A 24,034-nucleotide genomic window follows, 5' to 3' on the forward strand; every position below is an offset into this window, starting at 1 on the left:
CTCTCGCGACGGCGATGCATCTCCAGGTGGCCGGTGCGCTGCCGATGCCATGTAGGCCACTGCGAGAGGTCTCTGCTGGCCCTCGTTGGCACTGGCGCCGGGTATCACGTTAATTCTGTCTTGCTATGCGCATGCGACGTTGCTGCTTTCCCGCTTTAAGCGGTAACTTTGTTACACCTTTCCCTTAGATCTCCAAAGCATAGCCACGCTGCGTGCGGTGCTGGCTTACAACATCGCCAGCGCTCGTGGTCGGGTATCATATTTTTTGTGATTTAAATCACGTTTTATTACAAATTAGTCATCGAATTATGTGATTCATATCACAATAGGAGGCTTGAATCGGTCGATAACGCCTGAATGTGCTTTTATTTCAGAGTGGTTTTGTGATTAATATCACGCAAATGGCCCTATTTAGGGGGGTGTCCTCGTGATTAGCATCATAATAATTGACCTCGCTACGCTATCGCAAAAGAGCGTGGTAGAGTCGCGCTGCCAATAGTAATACCGGCGGATGGTGCAACACTGCCGCAACAAATTTCACGCGCTCTTATTGTATAGCGCGTTTCAATAGGGGTGAGTTTTATGTCTTCATCGCATATCAAGGTCAGAGTGCAGAACTTTGGCCGCTCCCTCAGCAATATGGTGATGCCCAATATTGGCGCCTTCATCGCCTGGGGGATTATCACCGCGCTGTTTATTCCTACCGGCTGGACACCCAACGCGACGCTGGCCAAATTGGTCGGCCCGATGATCACCTATCTGCTACCGCTGCTGATTGGCTATACCGGCGGCCGTATGGTGGGTGGCGAACGCGGTGGCGTCGTCGGCGCGATTACCACCATGGGGGTCATCGCCGGTGCCGATATGCCGATGTTCCTCGGCTCAATGATTGCCGGTCCTCTCGGCGGCTGGGCTATCAAACGCTTCGACCGCGCCGTGGATGGCAAAATCAAAAGCGGTTTCGAGATGCTGGTCAACAACTTCTCGGCCGGTATTATCGGTATGCTGCTGGCGGTGTTGGCCTTTCTGGCCATCGGTCCGCTGGTAGGAATGTTGTCAAAAGGGCTGGCGGCTGGTGTTCACCTGATGGTGACCTATAACATGCTGCCGCTGACGTCCATTTTCGTCGAGCCGGCCAAAATTCTGTTCCTGAATAATGCCATCAACCACGGCATCTTCTCGCCGCTGGGCATTCAGCAGGCAACCGAGACCGGTAAATCGATATTCTTCCTGATTGAAGCCAACCCTGGCCCGGGCATGGGTGTCCTGATGGCATATATGATATTTGGCCGTGGTAATGCCAAGCAATCCGCCGGCGGTGCAGCCATCATCCATTTCCTGGGCGGTATCCACGAAATTTATTTCCCTTATGTGCTGATGAATCCGCGTTTACTGATCGCGGTTATTCTCGGCGGTATGACCGGCGTATTCACGCTGAATCTACTGGGCGGCGGTCTGGTTTCGCCGGCTTCCCCGGGCTCTATCCTGGCCGTATTAGCCATGACGCCTAAAGGCACCTATTTCGCCAACCTGGCCGCTATTGTTGCCGCTTTCGCCGTTTCGTTCGTCATCTCGTCCATTTTGCTCAAAAGCTCACGCGCCACCGGCGATGAAGACAATTTAGCCGACGCTTCACGCCGTGTGCAGGATATGAAAGCCCAGTCCAAAGGCGTGGCCGCTCCCGTCAATGCAGGTGCTTCTGGTGATTTAAGTTCGGTTCGGAAAATTATCGTGGCCTGCGACGCCGGCATGGGGTCGAGCGCGATGGGCGCCGGCGTCTTGCGTAAAAAGGTGAACGAGGCCGGGCTGAAGAACATCAGCGTGACCAATAGCGCCATCAATAATTTACCCGACGATGTCGATCTGGTGATAACCCATCGCGATCTGACCGAACGTGCAATGCGTCATGCGCCTCAGGCGCAGCATATTTCGCTGAATAACTTCCTCGACAGCCAGCTTTACAGCGATTTGACCGCGCGTCTGGTCGCAGTACAAAGAAGCGGGGATAATCAGCACAGAGTAATGACCACGTTGGACGACAACTTTGAAGACGGTGAACAAAACCTGTTCCGCCTCACTGCGGACAACGTTTTCCTCGGTCAACATGCAGACCACAAAGAGCAGGCTATCCGCTTCGCCGGCGAACAGCTGGTGAAAGGGGGCTATGTCCAGCCCGAATACGTTCATGCGATGCTGGATCGTGAAAAGCTGACGTCGACTTACCTGGGTGAGTCCATCGCGGTGCCCCATGGCACTATCGAGGCGAAGGACCGCGTCCTGCGTACCGGCGTCGTATTCTGCCAGTACCCTGACGGCGTTCGCTTTGGCGATGAGGAAGAGGATATTGCCCGACTGGTGATCGGGATCGCCGCCCGTAATAATGAGCACATTCAGGTCATCACCAGTTTGACCAACGCGTTGGACGATGAATCGGTGATTGCACGGTTAAGCCACACCACCGACGTGCAGGAAGTCCTGGAACTGCTGGCGAGCGGCAAAGCGTCCTGACCAGGCATGCGGGCGGGTCACTGACGCAAGAAACCAAGGGGCCTGCCATGGCCCCTTTTTTGCTTAGATTTTTGCTGAGATAAGTCAAGGTTAACGTTATGAAAGCATTACATTTCGGAGCAGGTAATATCGGCCGCGGGTTCATCGGTAAACTATTGGCCGATGCCGGCGTTGAGGTGGTTTTCGCCGATGTGAACCAGCAGGTTCTCGACGCGCTGAACCAGCGCCACCAATACGCGGTGCGGGTGGTGGGTGAACAGGCTCAGGTAGAGACCGTGCGCGGGGTCAGTGCGGTGCACAGCGGCAGAGACGACGTCGTGGCGCTTATCGCCAGCGTGGATTTGGTGACGACGGCGGTCGGTCCGCAGATCCTTGAACGCATTGCGCCGGCCATTGCCCGCGGTCTGGTCAAACGGCACGATGGCGGCAGCACGCAGCCGCTGAACATTATCGCCTGTGAGAACATGGTGCGCGGCACCAGCCAGCTTAAGCAGCATGTGCTTAATGCGCTGGAGCCGCGCTATCATGCCTGGGTCGAGCAGCAGGTCGGCTTTGTCGATTCCGCCGTGGACCGCATTGTGCCGCCGGCTGAAGCGGGCAGCGACGACCCGCTGGCGGTGACGGTCGAAAGTTTTAGCGAGTGGATTGTGGATAAAACCCAATTTAAAGGCGTCCCACCCGCTCTCGCCGGCATGGAACTGACCGACAATCTGATGGCGTTTGTGGAGCGTAAGCTGTTCACCCTGAACACGGGCCACGCTATCACCGCCTATCTGGGCCAGCTCGCCGGCCATCAGACCATCCGCGATGCCATTCTCGATCCGGCCGTACGCCAGACGGTGAAAGGCGCGATGGAGGAGAGCGGAGCGGTGCTTATCAACCGTTATGGTTTTAATGCGCAAAAGCATGCCGCCTATATCAATAAAATTCTCCACCGCTTTGAAAATCCCTATCTGCATGACGACGTGGAACGCGTTGGCCGGCAGCCGTTGCGCAAACTAGGCGCCGGCGATCGGTTAATCAAGCCCTTGCGCGGTACGTTGGAATACGGCCTTGGCCATGTCAATTTGGTGACCGGCATCGCCGCGGCAATGCACTATCACAGCGACCAGGATCCGCAGGCGAAAGAGTGGGCGGCATTGCTGGCCGAGGTCGGTCCGCAGACGGCGCTGGCCAACGTCTCCGGCCTTGAAGAAGACAGTGAAGTTGTCGCGCAAGTGGTGAATGCCTATAACGCCATGCAGTAACCGACAGAACCGGGGGCGGACGCGAAATCGCCCCCTGGCCCGCTACATGGTGTGCAACATGACGGAAAACACTCAGCTGCTGGAAAACAGCGTGCTCGAACGCCTGAATGCCGGGATCACGGTGCGGGAGTTTTTGCGGGCGGCGATTACGCTGCTGGCGGAAGCCGTCGCCATTTTGGTGACGCAGGTGTTCCGCAAGGATGACTATGCGGTCAAATACGCCGTGGAGCCGCTGCTGGTGGGCGACGGGCCGCTGGCGGAGCTGTCGGTGCGTCTGAAATTGGTGTATGCGCTGGGGGTGATAAGCCGCCAGGAGTATGAAGACGCCGAACTACTGATGGCGCTGCATGAAGAACTGCAGCAGGATCCGGGCGATTATCGCTTTACCGACGATGAAATTCTGGGGCCGTTTGGCGAGTTGCATTGTGTCGCCGCCTTTCCGCCATCGCCGCAAATCTCGCCCGCGCCGGAGGATGAGGCGCTGGCGAAGATGCAACGGCAGCGCTACCAGCAAATGGTGCGCTCCACGATGGTCCTCTCCGCCACTGAATATCTGGTGCGAATCAGCGCCAAAAAAGCGTTCTCCGATCGGCTGTTGCTGAAATAGCTACCGCGTAGGATTTCACATCGGCACGATAGCCCTGCGGTCGCGGCGCCTCAGGATTGGCGATCGCTGGGTCTGCAGACCGGCGGTCGTCCGCACCTAAGGCCTACCACCGCCGCGAATGAGCGGCTGCACTTGCGTCACGGTTGTCGTCAAGGCATTGACGCTGGCATGTCCGCGCATTAATTCGCTGGCGCGCGGGCAAAAAAATCCCCGCCGGGGCGGAGACGGGCGGGCGCGAGCCGGTGTCGGTGTGCGCCGCGGGGCCGAATCAGGCGTGGCTGAAACGTGCAGCCGCTTCATCCCAGTTCACCACGTTCCAGAATGACTTGATGTAGTCCGGGCGGCGGTTCTGGTATTTCAGGTAGTAAGCGTGCTCCCAGACGTCCAAACCCAGAATCGGGTAGCCGGAGGTCCCGGAAATCGCTTCACCCATCAGCGGGTTGTCCTGGTTGGCGGTGGACACGACGGCCAGTTTGCCGTCTTTTTTCACAAGCCAGGCCCAGCCGGAACCGAAGCGGGTGGCGGCGGCCTTCTCGAACGCTTCTTTAAACGCGTCAACGCTGCCGAAATCACGCTCGATAGCGCTTTTCAGTTCGCCCTGCAGGGTCGTGCCTTGTTTCAAACCCTTCCAGAACAGGCTGTGATTGGCATGGCCGCCGGCGTTGTTGCGCAGCACGGTCTTTTTGTCCGCCGGCAGCTGGTCCAGTTTTTGGATCAGGTCGTCGACGGGCATATTGGCAAATTCCGGTAGGCTTTCCAGGGCGACATTGGCATTGTTGACATAGGTCTGATGGTGTTTAGTGTGATGAATTTCCATCGTTTCTTTGTCAAAATGCGGTTCCAGGGCGTCATAGCCATAAGGCAGGGAAGGTAGCGTAAAGCTCATATCAATCTCTCCATTTTAGTTGAACCGGCCCCCTTTAAAAGCATGTTAGGGTCGCGTAAGCAATCCGATCATTATAGTTAATTAAACGTTTATCGGTGACTTTAAAAAGAACAAGGTTAACTTACGTCTTCAACGATCCGCGTCGAATGGGTAAAGACCATGGCGCGTCCCGGTTTACTAAACGCCACCAACGTCAAGCCGCAGCGTTCGGCAACCTCCACCGCCAGCGACGTGGCGGCGGAAACGGCGAACAGAATTTCCACGCCGCACATGGCGGCCTTTTGTACCATTTCATAACTGGCGCGGCTGGAAACCAGGACTGCACCCGGTGATCCCCCCCCGCCGCGCCCGCATGCCCAGCAGTTTATCCAGCGCCACGTGGCGGCCGACGTCCTCGGCGCCATAGCACAGTTCCCCTTCCGGCGAGATCCAGGCCGCGGCGTGGGTGCAGCCCGTGAGCCGGCCGATGGGCTGCATCTCTTGCAATCGATCCAGCGCCCGATCAAGCCGCGCCAGCGGCCAGCGTTGCGTGAAAGGGAGCGGCGGCAAGGGTTTGCCGATGTTGTCCAGTTGCTCCACCCCGCAGACCCCGCAGCCGGTGCGTCCGGCCAACGCCCGTCGCTGCGCTTTCAGCGCCATGAAGCGACGGCTGGAAAGCTCAACCTGAACCTGTAGACCCTGAGGGGCCGAGACGATGTCGATCCCGTAGATATCCGCCGGCGAAGCGATAATGCCTTCGGATAATGAGAAGCCGAGGGCGAAGACGTCCAGTTCTTTTGGCGACGCCATCATCACCACGTGGGAGATCCCGTTGTACACCAGCGCGACCGGCACTTCTTCGGCCAGCCAGTCCGGCTCCGTGCGATCGAGCTGCCCGCGCCGGCGGACGCTGGATTGACGCATGCCGGGCCTGGCGTCCTCGGCGTGGAAAGCGGTGTGTTTCACGATGGTGTTCTCTCGCAATGCTAATAGGGCGTTATTATTCTCTGCTCTGGCGAGCGATGCAAACCCTCAAGGCGGGCAAGCGGTTGACTTTAGCTAAACAGTTCTCTTTTTCAGTAAGTTGCGTAATTCAGAGACTCTTGCTACGTTTAAGGAAACACCATTGCGGAAAAGGGTTGAGGGCTATGACCAGGCATAATATCAAAATCGCACTATTCCTCATGATAGCGGCCGCCGGGCTGGCAGGCACGTCCGGCATGGCGTCGGCGGCGGACAGCGGGACGGGTAACGCGTCCGCACCGTCTGCGAAAGGCATTGACGTCGCTGCGCTGAGCGGCAAAGTGACGCTGCAGGTGCCTGGCGCTTTCGTTAATCAAACCCGCGAGGATTCCGCTGGGCAAAATCCCGGTGTGAAAATTCAGGTATTCACCGACCGGCAACGCCAGCAGGTGATCGGGGTGAGCGAAGTGCCGACTGCGGCCGGCGATGCCAACGATACCAGCACGGATGCTTTCAACAAAATGGCCCAAGGCAGCCTGTCCGGACTGAAAACCCAGTATAAAGACGTGCAGAAAATCGGCCAAAGCGTCGAGACCGTCGATGGTCATAAATTCCTGCGACTGGATACCCGCCAGACGGTAGAGGGCAATGCCATGCTTGGCTCCACCATCACCACGCCTTACGCCGGTAATGTACTGACCCTTCAGGTACTCACGCCGGCAAAAAACCAGCCGCAGCACAATCTGCTGGTGAAGCAAGTGCTGGGCACGGTCGCGTTTCACTAACACCAGACCGCGGCCGGCATCGGTTGCAGTGCCCATGCCCGCCAAATAGCCCGCGCCGGCACCCGGCCGGTTTAGCCGCCGGGTGAGCCGTTAGGCCTTTAACCGCCAGCCCGTGCTGGTGATAAGCACCGACACCCGGCCGATGATGCCGCCGGATGAGCCGCTGGCTAAATGCCTCCTCCCTGTCGCAGGCGGATATCGCCGTCGCCTGCATGCTGGGTTTTATCAATGTTCGCCGCATCATGCCCAACTGGTGTGTCGACCGTCCTGCTCTGGTGGCAATGGCTGACCGGCTGTTCAGTCGGCAGAGTTTTGCCCGTACTCTGCCGCCGGCGACAGCTGGCTTGTATAGCGATGAAACTCTCGCCGCCAGAGTGTGAAGCCGCTCTGATAACCGCGATTTTCCTTCCCGCCGGGCCTGTTCATCGCCCTGGTGCGGCGTTAACGTTACAGATAGAGCGTACAGACCGCTTATCGCCGCGTGTCGATGTTGTTCGCTGACATCGGTCAATCGACCGGTAAAGCAACCAGCGTGAAGGAGAGAGCCATGGCGCACCATCCCCCTATCACAAGCCTGATTCCCGGCGAATACGGGTATCCTTTTCAGCTTAAAACACGTTATGCAAATTTTATCGGCGGTGATCTTGCCCCGCCATCTCCGTACAGCTTTTGTATCTTAAGTTAACGAAGCCCGCTGCCGCCGGTATTCTCTCGGAGAGTGATATCCCAGCGCGCTGTGCGGATGGTTTTCATTGTAATGCGTGAAAGCTGCTGCAAGGTTTCGCAGGGCTGTTCTCGCATCCGGTTTTGGCATGAACTCGATATAGTCTTCCTTCATCGTCTTCACGAACCGTTCGGCCATGCCATTGCTCTGCGGGCTGCTCACCGCTGTTGTGCAGGGCTCCAGATCCAGTTCTCTGGCGAACCTCTGCGTTTCATGCGCGGTATACGCTGAACCGTTGTCCGTCAACCACTGCACCGCTGTATCGGGTAACCTGTCGCCGAAGCGCTTTTCTACCGACCTCAGCATCACATCCTGCACGGTCGAACTGTCGTAGCCTACAGTGCTCGCAGCCCAGTCTATGGCCTCTCTGTCGCAGCAGTCCAGTGCGAAGGTGACCCGCAGTTTTTCACCGTTGTCGCAGCCGAACTCGAAGCCATCTGAACACCAGCGCATATCGCTTTCTGCCACCGCGATCCTGCCCTTATGCTCACGCCTCGGCCGCTCTGGTTTTCAATGTAATAACAGCAGGTTATGCTCACACATGATCCTGTAAAGTCGTTTCGCATTTACCGGCGGCAGTCCCTCTGCGCGACGTTGTTTACACAGGATGCCCCACACCCGCCGATAGCCGTAGCTGGGCATATCGCTGATGATGTCGAGGATGTCCGACAGTATTTCAGCGTCTGCTTCGTCATTACGCCGGTTACAGCGCCTGTCCTGCCAGTCGGCAGAACGCTTAATCCGCAGTGACAGCGGCGCACGCGACACGCTCATGGCGCGGCTGACCTGTGCTATTCCCCGGCCTTTGGCAACAAGGGCGCGTGCGCTATCCATTTTCGTGACTGGCCGTACTCCACGGCTTCTTTTAGGATCTCAACCTCCATCGTCTTCTTACCCAGAAGGCGCTGGAGCTCCCGGACCTGCTTCAATGCAGCTGCAAGCTCAGAGGCAGGAACAACGTCCTCCCCGGCAGTGAGGCTGCCTTCCTGATATTGCTTTTTCCACTTAAACAGCAGGCTGGGCTGGATACCGTGCAGTCGTGCGAGATGGGAGACATTCATGCCGGGCTCCATCCTCTGCTGAATAATGGCCATTTTTTCCTGAGGAGTTTTACGTTTACGGACTTCTTGACCTAACAGGATCCCGGTCATATCAAAATTGGCGTTAGTGTTAGACATATATTCAAGCCTATCTCTTATCTGGAGATACAGCTACTGTCTGGTGTTTCAGGGGGCTAAATCAAGCACAGGGGGATGCCATCAGAACAGGGCTGCGCGGCGGGTGAAAGCTGGAAAAGGTCATTGGGCAGTATCGTCAAGCTTTTAGGATTAGCATTAACGGGGGAGCGCCGGTTTCTCCTTCAGGAAAATTGTTTACCAAAGTGACGCTTTTACAAAGTGGAAACGGTCTTTGAGCGCATGTGTCCTGCAATGGCTGATGCCGCTGTATCCTGGACCGTGCGGGCACGCTCGGACGCTGGCAAAAGGAGGAGATGCCATCAGTAATGGATTGTCTAAAGTGTGATCTACATTGTAGTACAATAAACATTTGTGGTGCTACAATCTGCCCCATAAAGAGAGGCTTGCCCTTAGCGATTTGCCGGGTTTGTGCGCGTCGTCTGTGGCAACAGATTGATTTGGCTTGATAAGGAACCACATACCATGAAAGTGACCAAATTGACTACCTACCGGCTGCCGCCGCGCTGGATGTTTTTGAAAATAGAGACGGATGAAGGGATCGTCGGCTGGGGCGAGCCCGTTATTGAAGGCCGCGCGAAGAGCGTTGAAGCCGCGGTCCATGAGCTGGGCGAATATGTTATCGGCAAGGATCCTGCCCGCATCAACGATATTTGGCAGACCTTATATACCGCGCGGGTTTTTACCGCGGCGGTCCCATTTTAATGAGCGCCATCGCCGCTATTGATCAGGCACTATGGGATATTAAAGGTAAAGCGTTGGGAGTGCCGGTTTACCAACTGTTGGGCGGCCTGGTGCGCGATAGTATTAAAGCCTATAGCTGGGTCGGCGGCGACCGGCCGTCGGACGTTGTCGCCGGCATGAAGAAATTGACCAAGATTGGCTTTGACACCTTCAAGATTAACGGCTGTGAGGAAATGGGGCTGCTGGATAATTCACGTAAAGTGGATGCGGCGGTGGCGGTGGCGGCTCAGGTCCGTGAGGCCCTAGGCAACGATATTGAATTTGGTATAGATTTCCACGGCCGGGTGAATGCGCCGATGGCAAAAGTGCTAATAAAAGAATTGGAGCCTTATCGGCCGTTATTTATCGAGGAGCCAGTCCTGGCAGAGAAAGCGGAATATTATCCTATGCTGGCGGCACAGACATCCATCCCCATCGCCGCCGGCGAACGGATGTTTTCACGCTTTGAGTTTAAACGGGTGCTGGCCAATGGCGGTCTGGCGATCGCACAGCCCGATCTGTCCCACGCGGGTGGGATTACCGGGTGTATGAAGATTGCCTCCATGGCGGAGGATTATGATGTGACCCTGGCGCCGCATTGTCCGCTGGGGCCTATTGCGCTCGCGTCTTGCTTGCATGTTGACTTTGCCTCTTATAATGCGGTACTGCAGGAGCAAAGTATGGGGATTCATTATAATCAGGGCGCCGAATTATTGGACTATGTTAACAATAAAGAGGATTTCGCCATGAATGATGGTTATTTTTATCCGCCAAATAAACCTGGACTAGGCGTAGAAATTAATGAGGAGCTGGTCATTGAGCGCAGTAAGAATACCCCAGATTGGCGTAACCCGGTATGGCGCTATCCTGATTGATCGGTGGCTGAATGGTAATTGAGCCATAAAAAGTCATAAACCCGCCGTTAATATCACGGCGTGGATCCTGATCAATAATTTATCCCAACCGGTGTTTCTCCATACCCTGTTATAATTTAACCGGAATAAAATAAGATGGACACTGTCATCACCGCGCGCCCCACCCGGAGGCGCTATCTTACGCTGTTAATGATTTTTATTACCGTGGTTATTTGTTATGTCGACCGCGCTAATTTGGCGGTAGCCTCTGCCCATATTCAACAAGAGTTTGGTATTGATAAAGCGCAAATGGGTTATATCTTTTCCGCTTTTGCCTGAACCTATACCATTTGCCAAATTCCCGGCGGCTGGTTCCTGGACCGGGTGGGTTCAAAGTTAACGTATTTTATCGCCATCTTCGGCTGGTCGGTTGCCACCCTCGCGCAAGGTTTCGCCTCCGGGCTGGGCAGTTTACTTGGCTTGCGTGCGCTCACTGGCCTGTTTGAAGCACCGGCGTTCCCGACCAACAACCGGATGGTTACCAGCTGGTTCCCCGAACGGGAGCGCGCCTCGGCGGTAGGTCTGTTCACTTCCGGTCAGTTTGTGGGTCTGGCGTTCCTGACGCCGCTTTTGATTTGGGTACAGGAAGTGTTGAGTTGGCACTGGGTCTTTATCCTGACCGGCGGTATCGGCATTATATGGGCGCTGATCTGGTTCGTGGTATATCAATCGCCGCGCAAAAGCCGGGGTATCAATGCCGCCGAGTTGGAATATATCAAGGCCGGCGGCGGTTTGGTGGACGGTGATGCGCCGGTGGAGAAAAAGAACCGTGTGCGGATGAGCGGCAGCGATTGGAAGCTGGTGTTCAATCGCAAACTGGTGGGGGTGTATTTAGGCCAGTTTGCCGTGACCTCTACCTTGTGGTTTTTTCTGACCTGGTTTCCTAATTATTTGACGCAGGCAAAGCATATCGCCGCCCTGACGGCAGGTTTCATGACCACCGTGCCGTTCCTGGCCGCCTTTTTTGGTGTGATTTTATCCGGTTACTTTGCCGATCGCATGGTGCGTGCTGGCAAATCGCTGGGGTTTGCCCGTAAAACGCCGATCATCTGCGGGCTGCTGCTTTCAACCTGCATCATGGGGGCGAACTATACCAACGATCCGATGTGGATTATGGTGCTGATGGCGCTGGCATTCTTTGGCAATGGCTTCGCGTCTATTACCTGGTCGCTGGTTTCGTCTTTGGCACCGTTACGTTTGATTGGGCTGACCGGCGGGGTGTTCAATTTCGTTGGTGGTCTGGGCGGCATTACCGTTCCGCTGGTGGTGGGTTATCTGGCGCAGGATTATGGTTTCGCGCCGGCGCTGATTTATATCGCCGTGGTGGCGTTCTTGGGCGCGCTTTCCTATCTACTGCTGGTGGGGGAAGTGAAACGCGTAGGGGAAGCCTGAGATACCCAGGACGCCGGCATGACCTCAGGGTAGAGTAACGGCTTGACCGGTGGCGTGGCAGTTATGGCCTCGCCCTCGGGTAAAGTAAGGCTTGACCGGCGGCGTGGCAGTTATGGCCTCGCCCTCGGGTAGAGTAACGGCTTGACCGGCGGCGTGGCAGTCATGGCCTCGCCGTCGGGTAAAGTAACGGCTTGACCGTCATGACTTCGCCATCGGCGTCAACGTTTGCTGTGAGCACTAACATAAATTAACGGCGTGGCCGGCGACGAGAACAGTCGTTTGGCCACGCCCTTTTTTATTCGCGGCGCCGACACGGGCAGGGCGGCAAACGCCGGGTACCATCCCCCGCATCGACTAAGGCGCGCGCTGGCTTATTTGCCTATCCGGTGGTCAGTTAAGCAGAAAATAACTGATGGCCCAGAGCAGCGTGACCCCGCCCAGCGCGCCGCGTTTGCGCACCAGGCCGGCGATAGTGTAATGACCGCCGCGCAGGGCATAATCGATTGCGTTTAAGCCCGTCCTATCGATGAGGTCAGTGGCGATATCCTCATGGCGCAGTAATTGTCGGACAATGTGGCGATGGCCGTTCTCCGCCGCCGCCATCAGTGCGGTTTTACCTTGACAATCGGCGGCGTTAATCTCCAGCAGCCGGTGGTCAAGCAGTAAGGCGACCGTTTTGCGCTGCCCCTGTTCGCAGGCGGCTAGCAATGGGGTGGTGCCCCATGCGGTGGCGGCGTTGGGCATGATGTCAGGGTGCGCCAGTAATAGCCGTACCAGCGCCAAACAGCCGCTGCGTGCGGCCCACAGCAATGCGCAAGCGCCATTGTTATCCCGGGCGTCGACGGGGGTTGCCGGGTGCGCCAGCAACAGGCGAGCCACCCCGGTATGCCCCGCGCCGGCGGCCAGTATCAAGGCGGTGGAGCCAAAGATATCCGCAGCGGTGACATCGACGCCTGCAACGGTAAGCAGCCGGCACAGGGTTTGCTGTGCGTCGCCGGCCGCCGCCTGCAGCAGCGCAGTCCGCCCCCGATTATCCCTGGCGTTGAGTGTGGTCTGCGGGCAGGGCAAAAGTGCTGTGAGCGCACCGCTTCGATTGCCTGCCGCCGCCAGAGTCAGCGCGGTCTGGCCCTGGCGATCCCGGCTGTTCCTATCCAGCCGAGTACGCGTCAGCAGTATCTTTATGATCGCAGCATGGTCATGCATTGCCGCCAGATGCAGCAGAGTAGCGCCCCTGGCGTCCCGTTGCGCCACCGGCATACGGGGATGCGCGAGCAGCACATGCACCATCCGGCACTGGCCATTGATGACCGCCTGTTGTAACAGCGTATACCCGTGCCGGTTCGGTGCCGCTATGACGATAGCGGGATGTTGCAGCAGTAACTCGACCGTAAGCTCATGATTGGCCGCCAGCGCCAGCCAGAGCGCGGATAAGCCCTGACGGTTAATTTGATTGACGCACTGGCGGTAGTCTTGCATCATGGTTCTGACCACGCTGACGTGTCCATGCGCCGCCGCCGTCATCAGTGCATTGTTGCCCTGACGACACGCCGCGTTAATTGCGCAATCGGGATGGCGCAGGAACGCGGCAACCCATGCGCTGTCGCCTTTCGATGCCGCCTGTATCAGCAGCGTACGACCCTCGTTATCCGTGGCGTCCGTTAACCTGAGATCCGGGCGTGCCAGCAGCGCGTGAGCCAGCGGCAAATGACCTTGGCGGATGACTTTTACCAGCGGCGTTTCGCCGCTGCGATCGGAGACATTCACATCCAGTGGCGGATCAGTCAATAGCGCCAGGATGCTGTTGGTCAGCGGCGTCAGACAGTCCAGAAGTTCCAGTAGCAGCTCATCGCCAATAACCCCGGGCAAGCGTGCGCAGGTAGTGGCTCCCGGCATTCGCAATAGGGTAGCCAGCAGGTCATCCTCGCCGTTATACATCAGCAGGGTTATCAGGCGCCGGATGCCGGCATCCGGCTCTACGCCCGGGTTGATATTCAGCCCGCTGCGCTGGCAAAAGCGCAGCAGCGGCAAACCATGACTGTCGATGAGTGTGGCGAGGATGTCCGCTAAACGCCTATGCCGATAGTTTCGGCAGGCGCGGCGGGCATGATCCTGCAGGCGTGGATGCGCCTGGGACACCGCAAGCAGACTGCCGAGATCAAGTTTGGCAAAAGTGAGACTTAAAATCTCTGGCGGCAAGGTCAGCAACGGGGAGGGAGATTCAGGATCATTAGTGCAGCCTTGCAGCTCGGCCGCCAGGGATAAAGGCGCCGGTGACGAGGTGGCGTCGGAGGTCGCGGTCCCCCGTGCGCCAAACCGTCCGCTAACAACCGAAGCAGTGTCCATAACCTATCCCGGCGCTTGGCGCAGCGGGCGCGCAGGGTGCCAGTCAGCCGTCGACGCCGGAGGGACTGCCGCTATTCCCGTGCGCCTGCCGCCGCGCTAAACGAAATGGTGAAGGAAGATGGGATAATATTAGCAGACAAGTAAGGGAGGTGGCGGCGCAAAGCCCCGGCCTAAGCCGGCTTAATCGTGCGCGGGCGCATGCTCATGGTGGTGCAGCATCCGCGAGCGGGGGGAATCCTCATCGGTATTGCTATCGCGGCGGAAATAGTCATAATGTAACAACACCGTATCCATTACCGCAGAGAAGGGTAAGTCAATGGCCGCCAGAGGACGGATGCACCAATTACTGTCTTTGTCGCGTAAAACCTGCATACTGGCGCGGGTGCCGGGGTAGTAGCCCTGATAGGGGCCTGTATGCGTCATGACGCTCGAGCAGCCGGTGGTGCCCAGCACGGTGCATCCTGCTGTTACGACAAACAAGACTTTTCTTAACATAACCTGTTCCGCATCCGTTGGTTTAACTTCTTGCGCAGCAAAACCTGCTCTCAGGACCGCTCGAAATTGTGCTTGAACCCTCCGGCTGACGCAAGCTGTAATAGTTAGTGTAGTAAAGGTTGAATAAAACCAAGCTAAATTTTACCGCTATCCTGATATTTTTTTCTTATCGCCTCTTGAAAAACCTGACGGCGGTACCATTTTATTTAGGTGACCAGAAATGGATACGCCGTAAGGGTATTCCGGTTACTGACCTGTCCAACGGGAAGGTTATTGCACCCTCGCTGAATTTTGGAGGCTTTAAGCTAAGCGTAATTTCGATTTTTCACCGCTGTACCGTTCCGCTATCGGTTTCGATCGTCTGGTTAATCTGCTAGAAGCAGGCCAGAGCCAGGGCAACGGCGGTTATCCCCCCTACAACGTTGAATTAGTTAGCGAAAATCACTACCGCTTTGCCATTGCGGTTGCCGGCTTCGCCGAAAGCGAGCTGGAAATCACCGCTCATGATAACCTCTTGACGGTAAAAGGCGCCCATGCCAGCGATCAAAATGAACGCAACTATTTATACCAGGGTATCGCCGAGCGCAATTTATAGCGTAAATTCCAATTAGCTGAACATATACAAATAAAAGGCGCGCAATTGGCTAACGGCCTGCTGTTTATTGATTTGGCGCGCGTGGTACCGGAAACGCTTAAACCACGCCGCATTGAAATAAAATAAAGCCTTTCGGCCTCTAACCCATACGCCCGCCCGTTCCGGGGGGCTGGTCTCAACCCGATTGGCGGGTTGAGCGAATCATCTCGCTTCACAGAAGGAGTTAATAACATGCGTAATTATGATCTCTCTCCCTTATTTCGCCAGTGGATCGGTTTTGATAAATTAGCCAGCAATATACAAGACGATCATCAGCGGATAAGTTACCCCCCCATACAATATCGAGAAAAGCGATGATAACCATTATCGCATTACCCTGGCGCTGGCCGGTTTCACCCAGCAAGAACTGACGATTGAATTGGAAGGCCCGCGCCTGACCATCAAGGGTAAGCCCGCGCTGGCGGAGAAAGCGGTGCAATATCTGCACCAAGGGCTAGTGTGCAAAGAATTTTCCCTCAGCTTTACCCTGGCGGAGCACATGACGGTGGAACACGCAGATTTCACCCACGGCCTGCTGAATATCGACCTGAAACGACACATTCCTGAATCTCAGCAGCCGCGGCACATTGCCATTGGCACCGCGGCCCAGCGGCCGGCGCTTCAGTACTGGACCCTGGATGCCGAATAACTCGCTCGGGGGTCACCATTGCAGCCCAGGCGCCCCGCCTGCACCGCCGCGCGATAAACCGCGGCCGGTTCTAGTGGTAAACCGCGTTCTGCCGGCTCCCGCGCCGGTCGCGTAACGACAAGCCCGTCAGTTCCCCGACGGGCTTTTTGGTGACCGCTGGCTATCAGGCCGGCGTATCGCTTGCCGTCGGGCCGTCATACCGCCTACCGTCCGGCCACCGTACCGCTTGCCGTTAGACCACCGTTTCGCGGTGGGCGCGCGCCACTTCCTCCGCCAGAATGGCAATGCCGCGCTCGATTTTTTCAGCCTCCGGTACATAATTCATGCGCAGGCATTGACGACTGTGATGCCACTCTTGTTCCAGCCCGGGGAAAAAGTAGTGGCCGGGGACCATCAGTACGCCGCGCAGCTTCAGGCGCTGATAAAGGGCGTCGGTCGAAATGGGCAAATCGGGAAACCACAGCCAGAGAAAAATCGCGCCTTCCGGTTTGTGGATCAGGCAGCGCTCCGGCGGCAGCCAGCGGCGTATACAGGCGATGGCTTCATCGACGCGGCGACGATAAAACGGGCGGATCACCTCTTCACACAGGCGGAGCAAGTCACCCCGGCGAATCATGCTATTAAGCATGGCGGGGCCGATGCCGCCCGGCGCCAGGCTGATAATGCCGTTGATATTGCTCAACGCCCTTATCACCGGTTCACCGGCGATGACGATGCCGCCGCGCACGCCAGGCAGCCCCAATTTGGACAGGCTCATACACAAAATGATGTTGGGATTCCACAGCGGTCGGGCGTCGGTGAAAATCAGTCCCGGGAACGGCAGGCCATAAGCGTTATCAATCAGCAGCGGCACCTGATGCTGCCGCGCCAGCGCGTCCAGCTTCATCAGTTCCTCATCGGTAATCACATTACCGGTCGGATTGGTCGGCCGTGAGACGCAGATTAAACCAATATCCTCACCCACCTTCAGATGCGCGAAATCGACATGGTATTTAAACTGGCCGTCGGCTAGCAGGGAAATTATCGGCTTCGTCGCGACGAACATGTTTTCCTCGAGCCCTGCATCGCTATAGCCTAAATATTCCGGGGCCAGCGGGAACAAGATCCGGCGCAGCGTACCGTCTTCACCGCGGCCGGCAAACAGATTAAATAAATAGAAAAAGGCGCTCTGGCTGCCATTGGTCAATGCGATATTGGCTGCGTGATAGGCCAGTCGAATTCCTTGCGCAGCAGTGCGGCCAGCGCGGTCAGGAGCGTATCTTTACCTTGCGTGCCGTCATAGTTGCATAGCGCCTCATTCAGGGTGCCGTCGTCGAGCATTTCGCGCCACAAGCCGTCAAAGTAGTGCTCCATCGCGGGGATTGCCGCCGGGTTGCCGCCGCCGAGCATAATGGCGCCGGGGGTGCGCAGGCCTTCGTTCATGTCGTCCATCAGTTGGGCGATACCGGAATGGCGGGTAAATTTGTTGCCTAAGCGGGAAAAGTCATAGCTTTAAACTGCAGTTCGTAGCGGGGCCAGACTGACACCTTACCTGCTGGCGCGCCGCTGGCAACCCCCTTTTTACCCTGACGGCGGCGCGACGTCGCGCAAGCGTGACCGTCAGGTGGCGGCGGGCGTCGCTTGCGCTCAGCCCCGCATGAGCGCAGGGTGTCACCGGTCAGATAAGCTCCCGCGCCCGCAACTCGGTTTTCAGGTAAGCGTAATAAATCGGCGCCGCCACCAACCCTTCCAGACCAAACGCCGCTTCAAAGATAAGCATCGCCAGCAGCAGCTCCCAGGATTTAGCATTGATGCGGCTGCCGACGATCTCGGCATTAAGGAAATACTCCAACTTGTGAATCAAGATCAGGTACAGCACCATCACGCCCCCCACGCTCAAGGAGATGGAAAGCGCCGAAATGATAATCATGAAATTGGAAATAAGATTACCGATAATCGGCAGCAGGCCGAAGATAAAGGTGGCCACGATCAGCGTCTTACCCAGCGGCAGATGCACGCCGAACAGCGGGAACAGCACCAGAATCATCATCGACGTCAGCAGGGTATTGACCAACGACACTTTGATCTGGGCGAAGACGATATTGCGAAACGCCTGCGAGAGGTAATGCAGGCGCTCCAGCAACTGCTGCGTAAAGTAGGTGTTGCGACCGGACGGCTTATTCAGCGAAATCACCGCGCCGATAATAAGGCCGATAAAAATGGTAATCAGCCCGTGCAGAAAAGTGCGGCCCATATTGCGGATAATAATTAAATTGGACTCCACCAGGGCAAAGAGCTGATCTTTCAGCTCCTCCGCGCTTTCAGGCAGGAACGAGGGGAGATAATCGGGGATGCTGTTCTTCACATCGGAAAAAATGCGGTTGGTTTCGGCGGTAATGTCGATACCGCGCTGGATATCCGAGGTCAGGAAGCTTACCAGGCTCACGATACCCAGCGTCATGGCAATCACCACAAATGCGGCAATCAGCGTTACCACGACCCAGCGTGCGCGGCCGCTGCCGACTAATCGTTCAAACCACGGCGTCAGGGAAATGATCACCTCATACGCCAGAAAGCCGGCGATGAAGCAGGGAAACAGATGCAGCGGGATGATCAGGGTGATAAAAAGAAACATCAACAGGTAAGAGGTCGCCTTCAGCTGTGTCTCACTTACGCTCATTCTTCTTTCCTTTCATTACTGGACGGTTCCTTTGTTGCGCGAATAGCAAACAGCATAGGCGGTAATCATAGCACCGACAGCCTAAACCGCAGCCTCATCGCCCCAGCCAGGCGTAAGAAAAACGTCGCGCTAGCCGGGACGACAGCCGTCTCGGCGGCGGTTGTCGCGCCTCCAGGCCTGGTTTTGGCCGTCGCCGTAAGGTGCCACTGCGCTAATGGCCGGGGAGGATCTCAGGGTTGACACAGTTTTTCTCTACCCGACCGGTGAGGGCGGTGATGAGATTATTCACCGCGTCGGCGGCCATATTGTAGCGCGTTTCATGGGTGGCGGAGCCGATATGCGGCAGTGCCACCACATTGGGCAGGCGCAGCAGCGGCGACGTTACCGGCAGCGGTTCCTGCTCGAACACATCGAGCCCGGCGCCAAGGAAGGTGCGGTTTTCCAGCGCCGTTGTCAGCGCCGCGTCATCCACCACCGGACCGCGGCCCGCATTGATGAGGATGGCACCGGGCTTCATTTTCGCCAGCTTGGCGGCGTCGATCAAATGATGCGTCTGTTCCGTTAACGGCAGGATCAGGCAGACGAAATCCGCTTGCGCCAGTAGGGTATCGAGATCGCAATAGCGGGCGTCGTAGCGCTGTTCGGCTTCATGGTGCTGACTGCGCGCATGATAAAGTATCTCCATATCAAAACCGGCGTGGGCGCGCTGCGCCTGTAGCGATGCAAAATATTTTGGACTAATTTGCAAGCAATTCTGGACTCCTTTAAACCCTAAAAAATGGCCATTTTGGACAGTCCAAAATTGTTTGCAAAAAGGGAATCAGGCGAAATTGCGGACGATCAACTCGCGCTTGCTGCCCAATGAGTATTTTAGATCAACAACGTCGATATGAAGATTTTTGAATATTTTCCTCATTTCTGGGATGTCATTAATTGAAATAATCATTTTTCCTGATATCGAATGAGCCAGACTATCGATGATGCTGTATTTCTCCAGGGTAAACGCCACACCATAGCCTTGAGTCTTCCAGTAAGGTGGATCAAGATAGAACAATGTGTGTGGCCTATCATATTTTTCGATACAAGCCTACCACCCAAGATGCTCTATGGTTGCCTCAGATAAACGCAGGTGAGCCTGTGATAGCTGTTCTTCGATTCTTAGGAGGTTCAATGCTTGTGATCGTACAGCGGAAGTACCAAAGCTCTGCCCGCTCACTTTGCCACCAAATGTGAGCTGCTGAAGATAGTAAAACCGGGCGGCTCGCTGGATATCGGTCAGCGTTTGCGGAGGTGTTTCTTTCAGCCAATCAAACAGCTGCCTGCTACTAAAGGCCCACTTGAACTGGCGTACAAACTCCTCCAAATGGTGTTTTACTACCCGATAGAGGTTTATCAAATCCCCGTTGATATCGTTCAACACTTCGACCGTGGATGGATCCTTACTGAAAAACAGCGCAGCCCCCCCACAGAATGGTTCAACGTAACATTCGTGCTCAGGAAAGCACGATAGAAGACGTTTAGCTAGACGCCGCTTCCCTCCTACCCATGGTATGATTGGCGTACTCATTGATGCAATCCTTATGCAATACTATAAATCTTACCGATCAATAATCAGCTATTGATCGTCAAAATAATTATTACTGCGACTGCAACATATAGATACTATCGGGAGCGTAGTGGTTATAAATTCCGTGCTGAAAAAATAACAAATAAAATCAATGAATTAGAACCCATCGACTGATGCAATAGATATGATAATTCCATAATTGATTTTTACGTTATACACGAAAATACCTCTATGATTTATCCCCCTGAAACACCAGACAGTAGCTGTATCTCCAGATAAGAGATAGGCTTGAATATATGTCTAACACTAACGCCAATTTTGATATGACCGGGATCCTGTTAGGTCAAGAAGTCCGTAAACGTAAAACTCCTCAGGAAAAAATGGCCATTATTCAGCAGAGGATGGAGCCCGGCATGAATGTCTCCCATCTCGCACGACTGCACGGTATCCAGCCCAGCCTGCTGTTTAAGTGGAAAAAGCAATATCAGGAAGGAAGCCTCACCGCCGTGGCTGCCGGGGAGGACGTTGTTCCTGCCTCTGAGCTTGCAGCTGCATTGAAGCAGGTCCGGGAGCTCCAGCGCCTTCTGGGTAAGAAGACGATGGAGGTTGAGATCCTAAAAGAAGCCGTGGAGTACGGCCAGTCACGAAAATGGATAGCGCACGCGCCCTTGTTGCCAAAGGCCGGGAAATAGCACAGGTCAGCCGCGCCATGAGCGTGTCGCGTGCGCCGCTGTCACTGCGGATTAAGCGTTCTGCCGACTGGCAGGACAGGCGCTGTAACCGGCGTAATGACGAAGCAGACGCTGAAATACTGTCGGACATCCTCGACATCATCAGCGATATGCCCAGCTACGGCTATCGGCGGGTGTGGGGCATCCTGTGTAAACAACGTCGCGCAGAGGGACTGACGCCGGTAAATGCGAAACGACTTTACAGGATCATGTGTGAGCATAACCTGCTGTTATTACATTGAAAACCAGAGCGGCCGAGGCGTGAGCATAAGGGCAGGATCGCGGTGGCAGAAAGCGATATTCGCTGGTGTTCAGATGGCTTCGAGTTCGGCTGCGACAACGGTGAAAAACTGCGGGTCACGTTCGCACTGGACTGCTGCGACAGAGAGGCCATAGACTGGGCTGCGAGCACTGTAGGCTACGACAGTTCGACCGTGCAGGATGTGATGCTGATGTCGGTAGAAAAGCGCTTCGGCGACAGGTTACCCGATACAGCGGTGCAGTGGTTGACGGACAACGGTTCAGCGTATACCGCGCATGAAACGCAGAGGTTCGCCAGAGAACTGGATCTGGAGCCCTGCACAACAGCGGAGAACAACGGACGGCTGCTTTAAGTTTGCAGGAACTACCGGCTGATCGAGTCAGAGAGATTTTACATGCTATCAAGCAATGTAGTACCCTTACGAAGGAAGTAAATTATAAGTATTAGGCCAGTGCTTGATGCACTGGCTAAACCCAAAAGAGTTGGGTTTTTTAAGTATTAAAGCGGTTTTAAGGCCGTAGTGGTGAGTATCAAATGTTTTGCCTATAGGCTCTTTTTTGTTCATCGGTATCAAATACATAAATCATCCCTAAGCCTAAGAAATCTCACGAATTCCCGCCAGATCCCGCCAATTCCCGTAAGTATCAAATAAATTACTTCTCTATACTCTACAGCCAGCCGCGCAGCGCCTATTGTGTTATCGAACTGCGGGGATAACTGGTGGGCGGGGGCGGCTGCGCGCCGTTAAGCGGCGAAAAGGAGGCAATCTGCGAACTGCAGAAGATGTATTTTCTGCCCGCACTGCGCGGGCGAGGCGTAGCGTGGGAGCTGGCCCAGCGGGCGCTGACCTTCGCCCGTGAGCAGGGTTTCCGCCAATGCCATCTGGAAACCACCGCCACGCTGGATCTCGCTATCGCGCTGTATTAAAAGCTGGGTTTTTGCCATATCCCTGGCCCGATGGGCAATACCGGCCATGTTGACTGTGAAGTCACCATGTTGAAGACGTTATAACCGCCTGCGGTGGACGCGAATAGCGCCGGCAACGGTCCTATTCGCTTCATTCTTCAGCCGACCGCTGCGGTCAGCGGCGGGGGCAATCAATGGCGGGTGGCTGGCACCTCGTCGCTGTCCGCCGGGCCGTCTTCGTCATCTCGATCGAACTCGTCGCCCTCTTCCTCTTCGCCGTCGGGATCTTCAAAGTAGGTGCCCCAGCCGTCGTAATTCACCCCCAGGCGCTGCGCTAGGGTGAACAACTGCTCGACCTGCGCATCGATAAGCTCCGCCTGCAGCGCGATTTCACTGACTGCATCGCAGCACATTAGCGTTTCGCCGCCTTCAACTTCCAACTCTTCGGCATCGGTAACTTCATAACCCAGTTTAAAGGCCTCTACCGCCACTTTCTCCAGGGTGTCAAAATCGTCGGCGGAGAGATGATGTTCGATAGTGTAAAGCGCCTCGGGATCGCTGCCGTCTTCTAGAAGCTCGTCAATAATCAGACGCGTCTCTTCGCGTTGCTCGTCAAGAAATGAATGTGCCATGCCCCTGTCCTCAATACGTCGGCCTGTAGGACGGCTATTTTCACACAGCGGCGGGTGCGGCTCCAGCTTAATGGTAAAAGATTTGCCGCCATCACTTTAATTTGAATATTCATACATATAAAGTGAATTTTAATTCAACCAGTTTGACAGAGTATTGAGGGAGAAATGGATGATGAATCAGTTGTTTCAACGCAATTTCCTGCGGTTAATGGATTTTACCTCTGCCGAAATTAATCAGATGCTGGCGATGGCCGCCGACCTCAAGCGGCAGAAGCGCGCTGGCGGCGAGACGCCGCGGCTGGCCGGTAAAAATATTGCGCTCATCTTCGAGAAAGATTCGACCCGTACTAGCTGCTCTTTCGAGGTTGCCGCCTTTGATCAGGGCGCCCGCGTGACCTATTTGGGGCCGAGCGGGAGCCAGATTGGCCATAAAGAATCCATTAAGGATACCGCCCGGGTGCTGGGCCGCATGTATGACGGCATTCAATACCGCGGTTACGGACAGGGGATCGTCGAGACGTTGGCGCGCTATGCCGGCGTGCCGGTATGGAATGGGCTGACAACCGAGTTCCATCCGACCCAGCTGCTGGCCGATCTGCTGACCATGCAGGAATGTCTACCGGAAAAAACCTTTAACCAAATGAAGTTGGCCTACGTCGGCGATGCTCGCAATAACATGGGCAATACGCTGCTGGAAGCGGCGGCGCTGACCGGCCTCGATCTGCGGCTTGTCGCCCCCAGCGCCTGTTGGCCCGATCAGGAGCTGGTGACCGCCTGCCGCCGTCAGGCGCAGCAAAACGGCGGTAATATCACCTTGACCGAGGATATCGCCGCCGGCGTGAAAGCGGTGGATTTTATTTATACCGATGTGTGGGTATCCATGGGCGAGGACAAAGGAGTATGGCAGGAACGTATCACGCTGCTGCGCGCCTATCAGGTAAATATGGCCCTGCTGCATCAGACCGGCAATCCACAGGTGAAATTCCTGCACTGTCTGCCCGCACTTCATGACGATCAGACCACGCTCGGCAAGCAGATGGCGGCGCAATATGGCCTGTCTGGCGGCATGGAGGTGACCGATGAGGTGTTTGAATCCCCCCATAGCGTGGTCTTCTATCAGGCGGAAAACCGCTTGCATACCATCAAAGCGGTGATGGTGGCAACGCTCGCACCGCCGTTAGCCGGGTAACGTTCGCGCGGCGCTTGATGGCCGCCGCCAGTAGATTCTCGTC

At 55.8% G+C, this 24,034-nt stretch carries 10 protein-coding genes and 12 pseudogenes; 12 read left to right on the plus strand and 10 right to left on the minus strand.

Features of this window, described 5'->3' with window-relative positions; all coding sequences use genetic code 11:
• The first annotated feature begins 582 nt into the window (after nucleotides 1-582).
• From JZM24_RS02895 to JZM24_RS02905, 3 genes are all read left to right on the plus strand, one after another.
• Entirely contained in the window at nucleotides 583-2,508 is a 1,926-nt protein-coding gene (locus JZM24_RS02895; protein ID WP_215668503.1) for a PTS mannitol transporter subunit IICBA, read from the plus strand.
• A 98-nt stretch (nucleotides 2,509-2,606) separates the two neighbouring features.
• Nucleotides 2,607-3,755, plus strand: coding sequence for a mannitol-1-phosphate 5-dehydrogenase (locus JZM24_RS02900; RefSeq protein ID WP_215668504.1), 1,149 nt, complete (start codon nucleotides 2,607-2,609; stop codon nucleotides 3,753-3,755).
• A gap of 58 nt (nucleotides 3,756-3,813) precedes the next feature.
• Nucleotides 3,814-4,362, plus strand: a complete 549-nt coding sequence (locus tag JZM24_RS02905) for an MltR family transcriptional regulator (protein ID WP_215668505.1) — start codon at nucleotides 3,814-3,816, stop codon at nucleotides 4,360-4,362.
• A gap of 268 nt (nucleotides 4,363-4,630) precedes the next feature.
• Here the strand turns inward: JZM24_RS02905 and sodA are convergent, their stop codons facing one another.
• Together sodA and fdhD are read right to left on the minus strand one after the other, a co-directional pair.
• A complete protein-coding gene (sodA, locus tag JZM24_RS02910; protein WP_215668506.1) occupies nucleotides 4,631-5,248 on the minus strand; it encodes a superoxide dismutase [Mn] in 618 nt (205 codons plus the stop codon).
• Nucleotides 5,249-5,364: 116 nt separating this feature from the next.
• Nucleotides 5,365-6,151: pseudogene (gene fdhD / locus JZM24_RS02915) on the minus strand (formate dehydrogenase accessory sulfurtransferase FdhD).
• Nucleotides 6,152-6,375: 224 nt separating this feature from the next.
• On the opposite strand from fdhD, the gene JZM24_RS02920 reads away from it, so the two are divergent.
• Together JZM24_RS02920 and JZM24_RS02925 are read left to right on the plus strand one after the other, a co-directional pair.
• Nucleotides 6,376-6,975, plus strand: coding sequence for a DcrB/PsbP domain-containing protein (locus JZM24_RS02920; protein WP_215668507.1), 600 nt, complete (start codon nucleotides 6,376-6,378; stop codon nucleotides 6,973-6,975).
• Between the two features lie 167 nt (nucleotides 6,976-7,142).
• A pseudogene (locus tag JZM24_RS02925) lies at nucleotides 7,143-7,355 on the plus strand (hypothetical protein); the annotation flags it as partial.
• A 296-nt stretch (nucleotides 7,356-7,651) separates the two neighbouring features.
• Here the strand turns inward: JZM24_RS02925 and JZM24_RS02930 are convergent.
• Nucleotides 7,652-8,850: pseudogene (locus tag JZM24_RS02930) on the minus strand (IS3 family transposase).
• Between the two features lie 510 nt (nucleotides 8,851-9,360).
• Here JZM24_RS02930 and dgoD point away from each other — a divergent pair.
• Nucleotides 9,361-10,493 (plus strand): annotated as a pseudogene (gene dgoD / locus JZM24_RS02935) (galactonate dehydratase).
• A gap of 135 nt (nucleotides 10,494-10,628) precedes the next feature.
• Nucleotides 10,629-11,924, plus strand: a pseudogene (locus JZM24_RS02940) (MFS transporter).
• A gap of 390 nt (nucleotides 11,925-12,314) precedes the next feature.
• Here the strand turns inward: JZM24_RS02940 and JZM24_RS02945 are convergent.
• Both JZM24_RS02945 and JZM24_RS02950 read right to left on the minus strand, forming a co-directional pair.
• Nucleotides 12,315-14,267: an ankyrin repeat domain-containing protein gene (locus JZM24_RS02945; protein ID WP_215668509.1), complete on the minus strand. Its 1,953-nt coding sequence runs from the start codon at nucleotides 14,265-14,267 to the stop codon at nucleotides 12,315-12,317.
• A 180-nt stretch (nucleotides 14,268-14,447) separates the two neighbouring features.
• Nucleotides 14,448-14,762, minus strand: a complete 315-nt coding sequence (locus tag JZM24_RS02950; RefSeq protein WP_215668510.1) for a YceK/YidQ family lipoprotein — start codon at nucleotides 14,760-14,762, stop codon at nucleotides 14,448-14,450.
• Nucleotides 14,763-15,093: 331 nt separating this feature from the next.
• Here JZM24_RS02950 and ibpA point away from each other — a divergent pair.
• Both ibpA and ibpB read left to right on the plus strand, forming a co-directional pair.
• A pseudogene (gene ibpA, locus JZM24_RS02955) lies at nucleotides 15,094-15,483 on the plus strand (small heat shock chaperone IbpA).
• A gap of 105 nt (nucleotides 15,484-15,588) precedes the next feature.
• Nucleotides 15,589-16,045 (plus strand): annotated as a pseudogene (gene ibpB / locus JZM24_RS02960) (small heat shock chaperone IbpB).
• Between the two features lie 232 nt (nucleotides 16,046-16,277).
• Here ibpB and JZM24_RS02965 read toward each other — a convergent pair.
• The 4 genes and pseudogenes from JZM24_RS02965 to JZM24_RS02980 all read right to left on the minus strand — a co-directional run bounded on the left by JZM24_RS02965 (nucleotide 16,278) and on the right by JZM24_RS02980 (nucleotide 20,280).
• Nucleotides 16,278-17,476: pseudogene (locus JZM24_RS02965) on the minus strand (valine--pyruvate transaminase).
• Nucleotides 17,477-17,702: 226 nt separating this feature from the next.
• Nucleotides 17,703-18,704 (minus strand): AI-2E family transporter, encoded by a 1,002-nt coding sequence (locus JZM24_RS02970; protein ID WP_215668511.1) that lies wholly within the window; start codon nucleotides 18,702-18,704, stop codon nucleotides 17,703-17,705.
• 211 nt (nucleotides 18,705-18,915) lie between these two features.
• Nucleotides 18,916-19,416: pseudogene (locus tag JZM24_RS02975) on the minus strand (NAD(P)-dependent oxidoreductase); the annotation flags it as partial.
• A gap of 108 nt (nucleotides 19,417-19,524) precedes the next feature.
• Nucleotides 19,525-20,280, minus strand: a pseudogene (locus JZM24_RS02980) (DNA adenine methylase).
• Nucleotides 20,281-20,594: 314 nt separating this feature from the next.
• Here JZM24_RS02980 and JZM24_RS02985 point away from each other — a divergent pair.
• Together JZM24_RS02985 and JZM24_RS02990 are read left to right on the plus strand one after the other, a co-directional pair.
• Nucleotides 20,595-21,592 (plus strand): annotated as a pseudogene (locus JZM24_RS02985) (IS3 family transposase); the annotation flags it as partial.
• Between the two features lie 338 nt (nucleotides 21,593-21,930).
• A pseudogene (locus JZM24_RS02990) lies at nucleotides 21,931-22,275 on the plus strand (GNAT family N-acetyltransferase); the annotation flags it as partial.
• An 86-nt stretch (nucleotides 22,276-22,361) separates the two neighbouring features.
• Here JZM24_RS02990 and rraB read toward each other — a convergent pair.
• A complete protein-coding gene (rraB, locus tag JZM24_RS02995) occupies nucleotides 22,362-22,802 on the minus strand; it encodes a ribonuclease E inhibitor RraB (protein WP_215668512.1) in 441 nt (146 codons plus the stop codon).
• Nucleotides 22,803-22,974: 172 nt separating this feature from the next.
• On the opposite strand from rraB, the gene argF reads away from it, so the two are divergent.
• Nucleotides 22,975-23,991, plus strand: coding sequence for an ornithine carbamoyltransferase (gene argF, locus JZM24_RS03000; protein ID WP_215669981.1), 1,017 nt, complete (start codon nucleotides 22,975-22,977; stop codon nucleotides 23,989-23,991).
• Nucleotides 23,992-24,034: the final 43 nt, after the last annotated feature.

This window comes from Candidatus Sodalis endolongispinus (genome assembly GCF_018777395.1).
GTDB lineage: Bacteria > Pseudomonadota > Gammaproteobacteria > Enterobacterales > Enterobacteriaceae > Sodalis_B > Sodalis_B endolongispinus.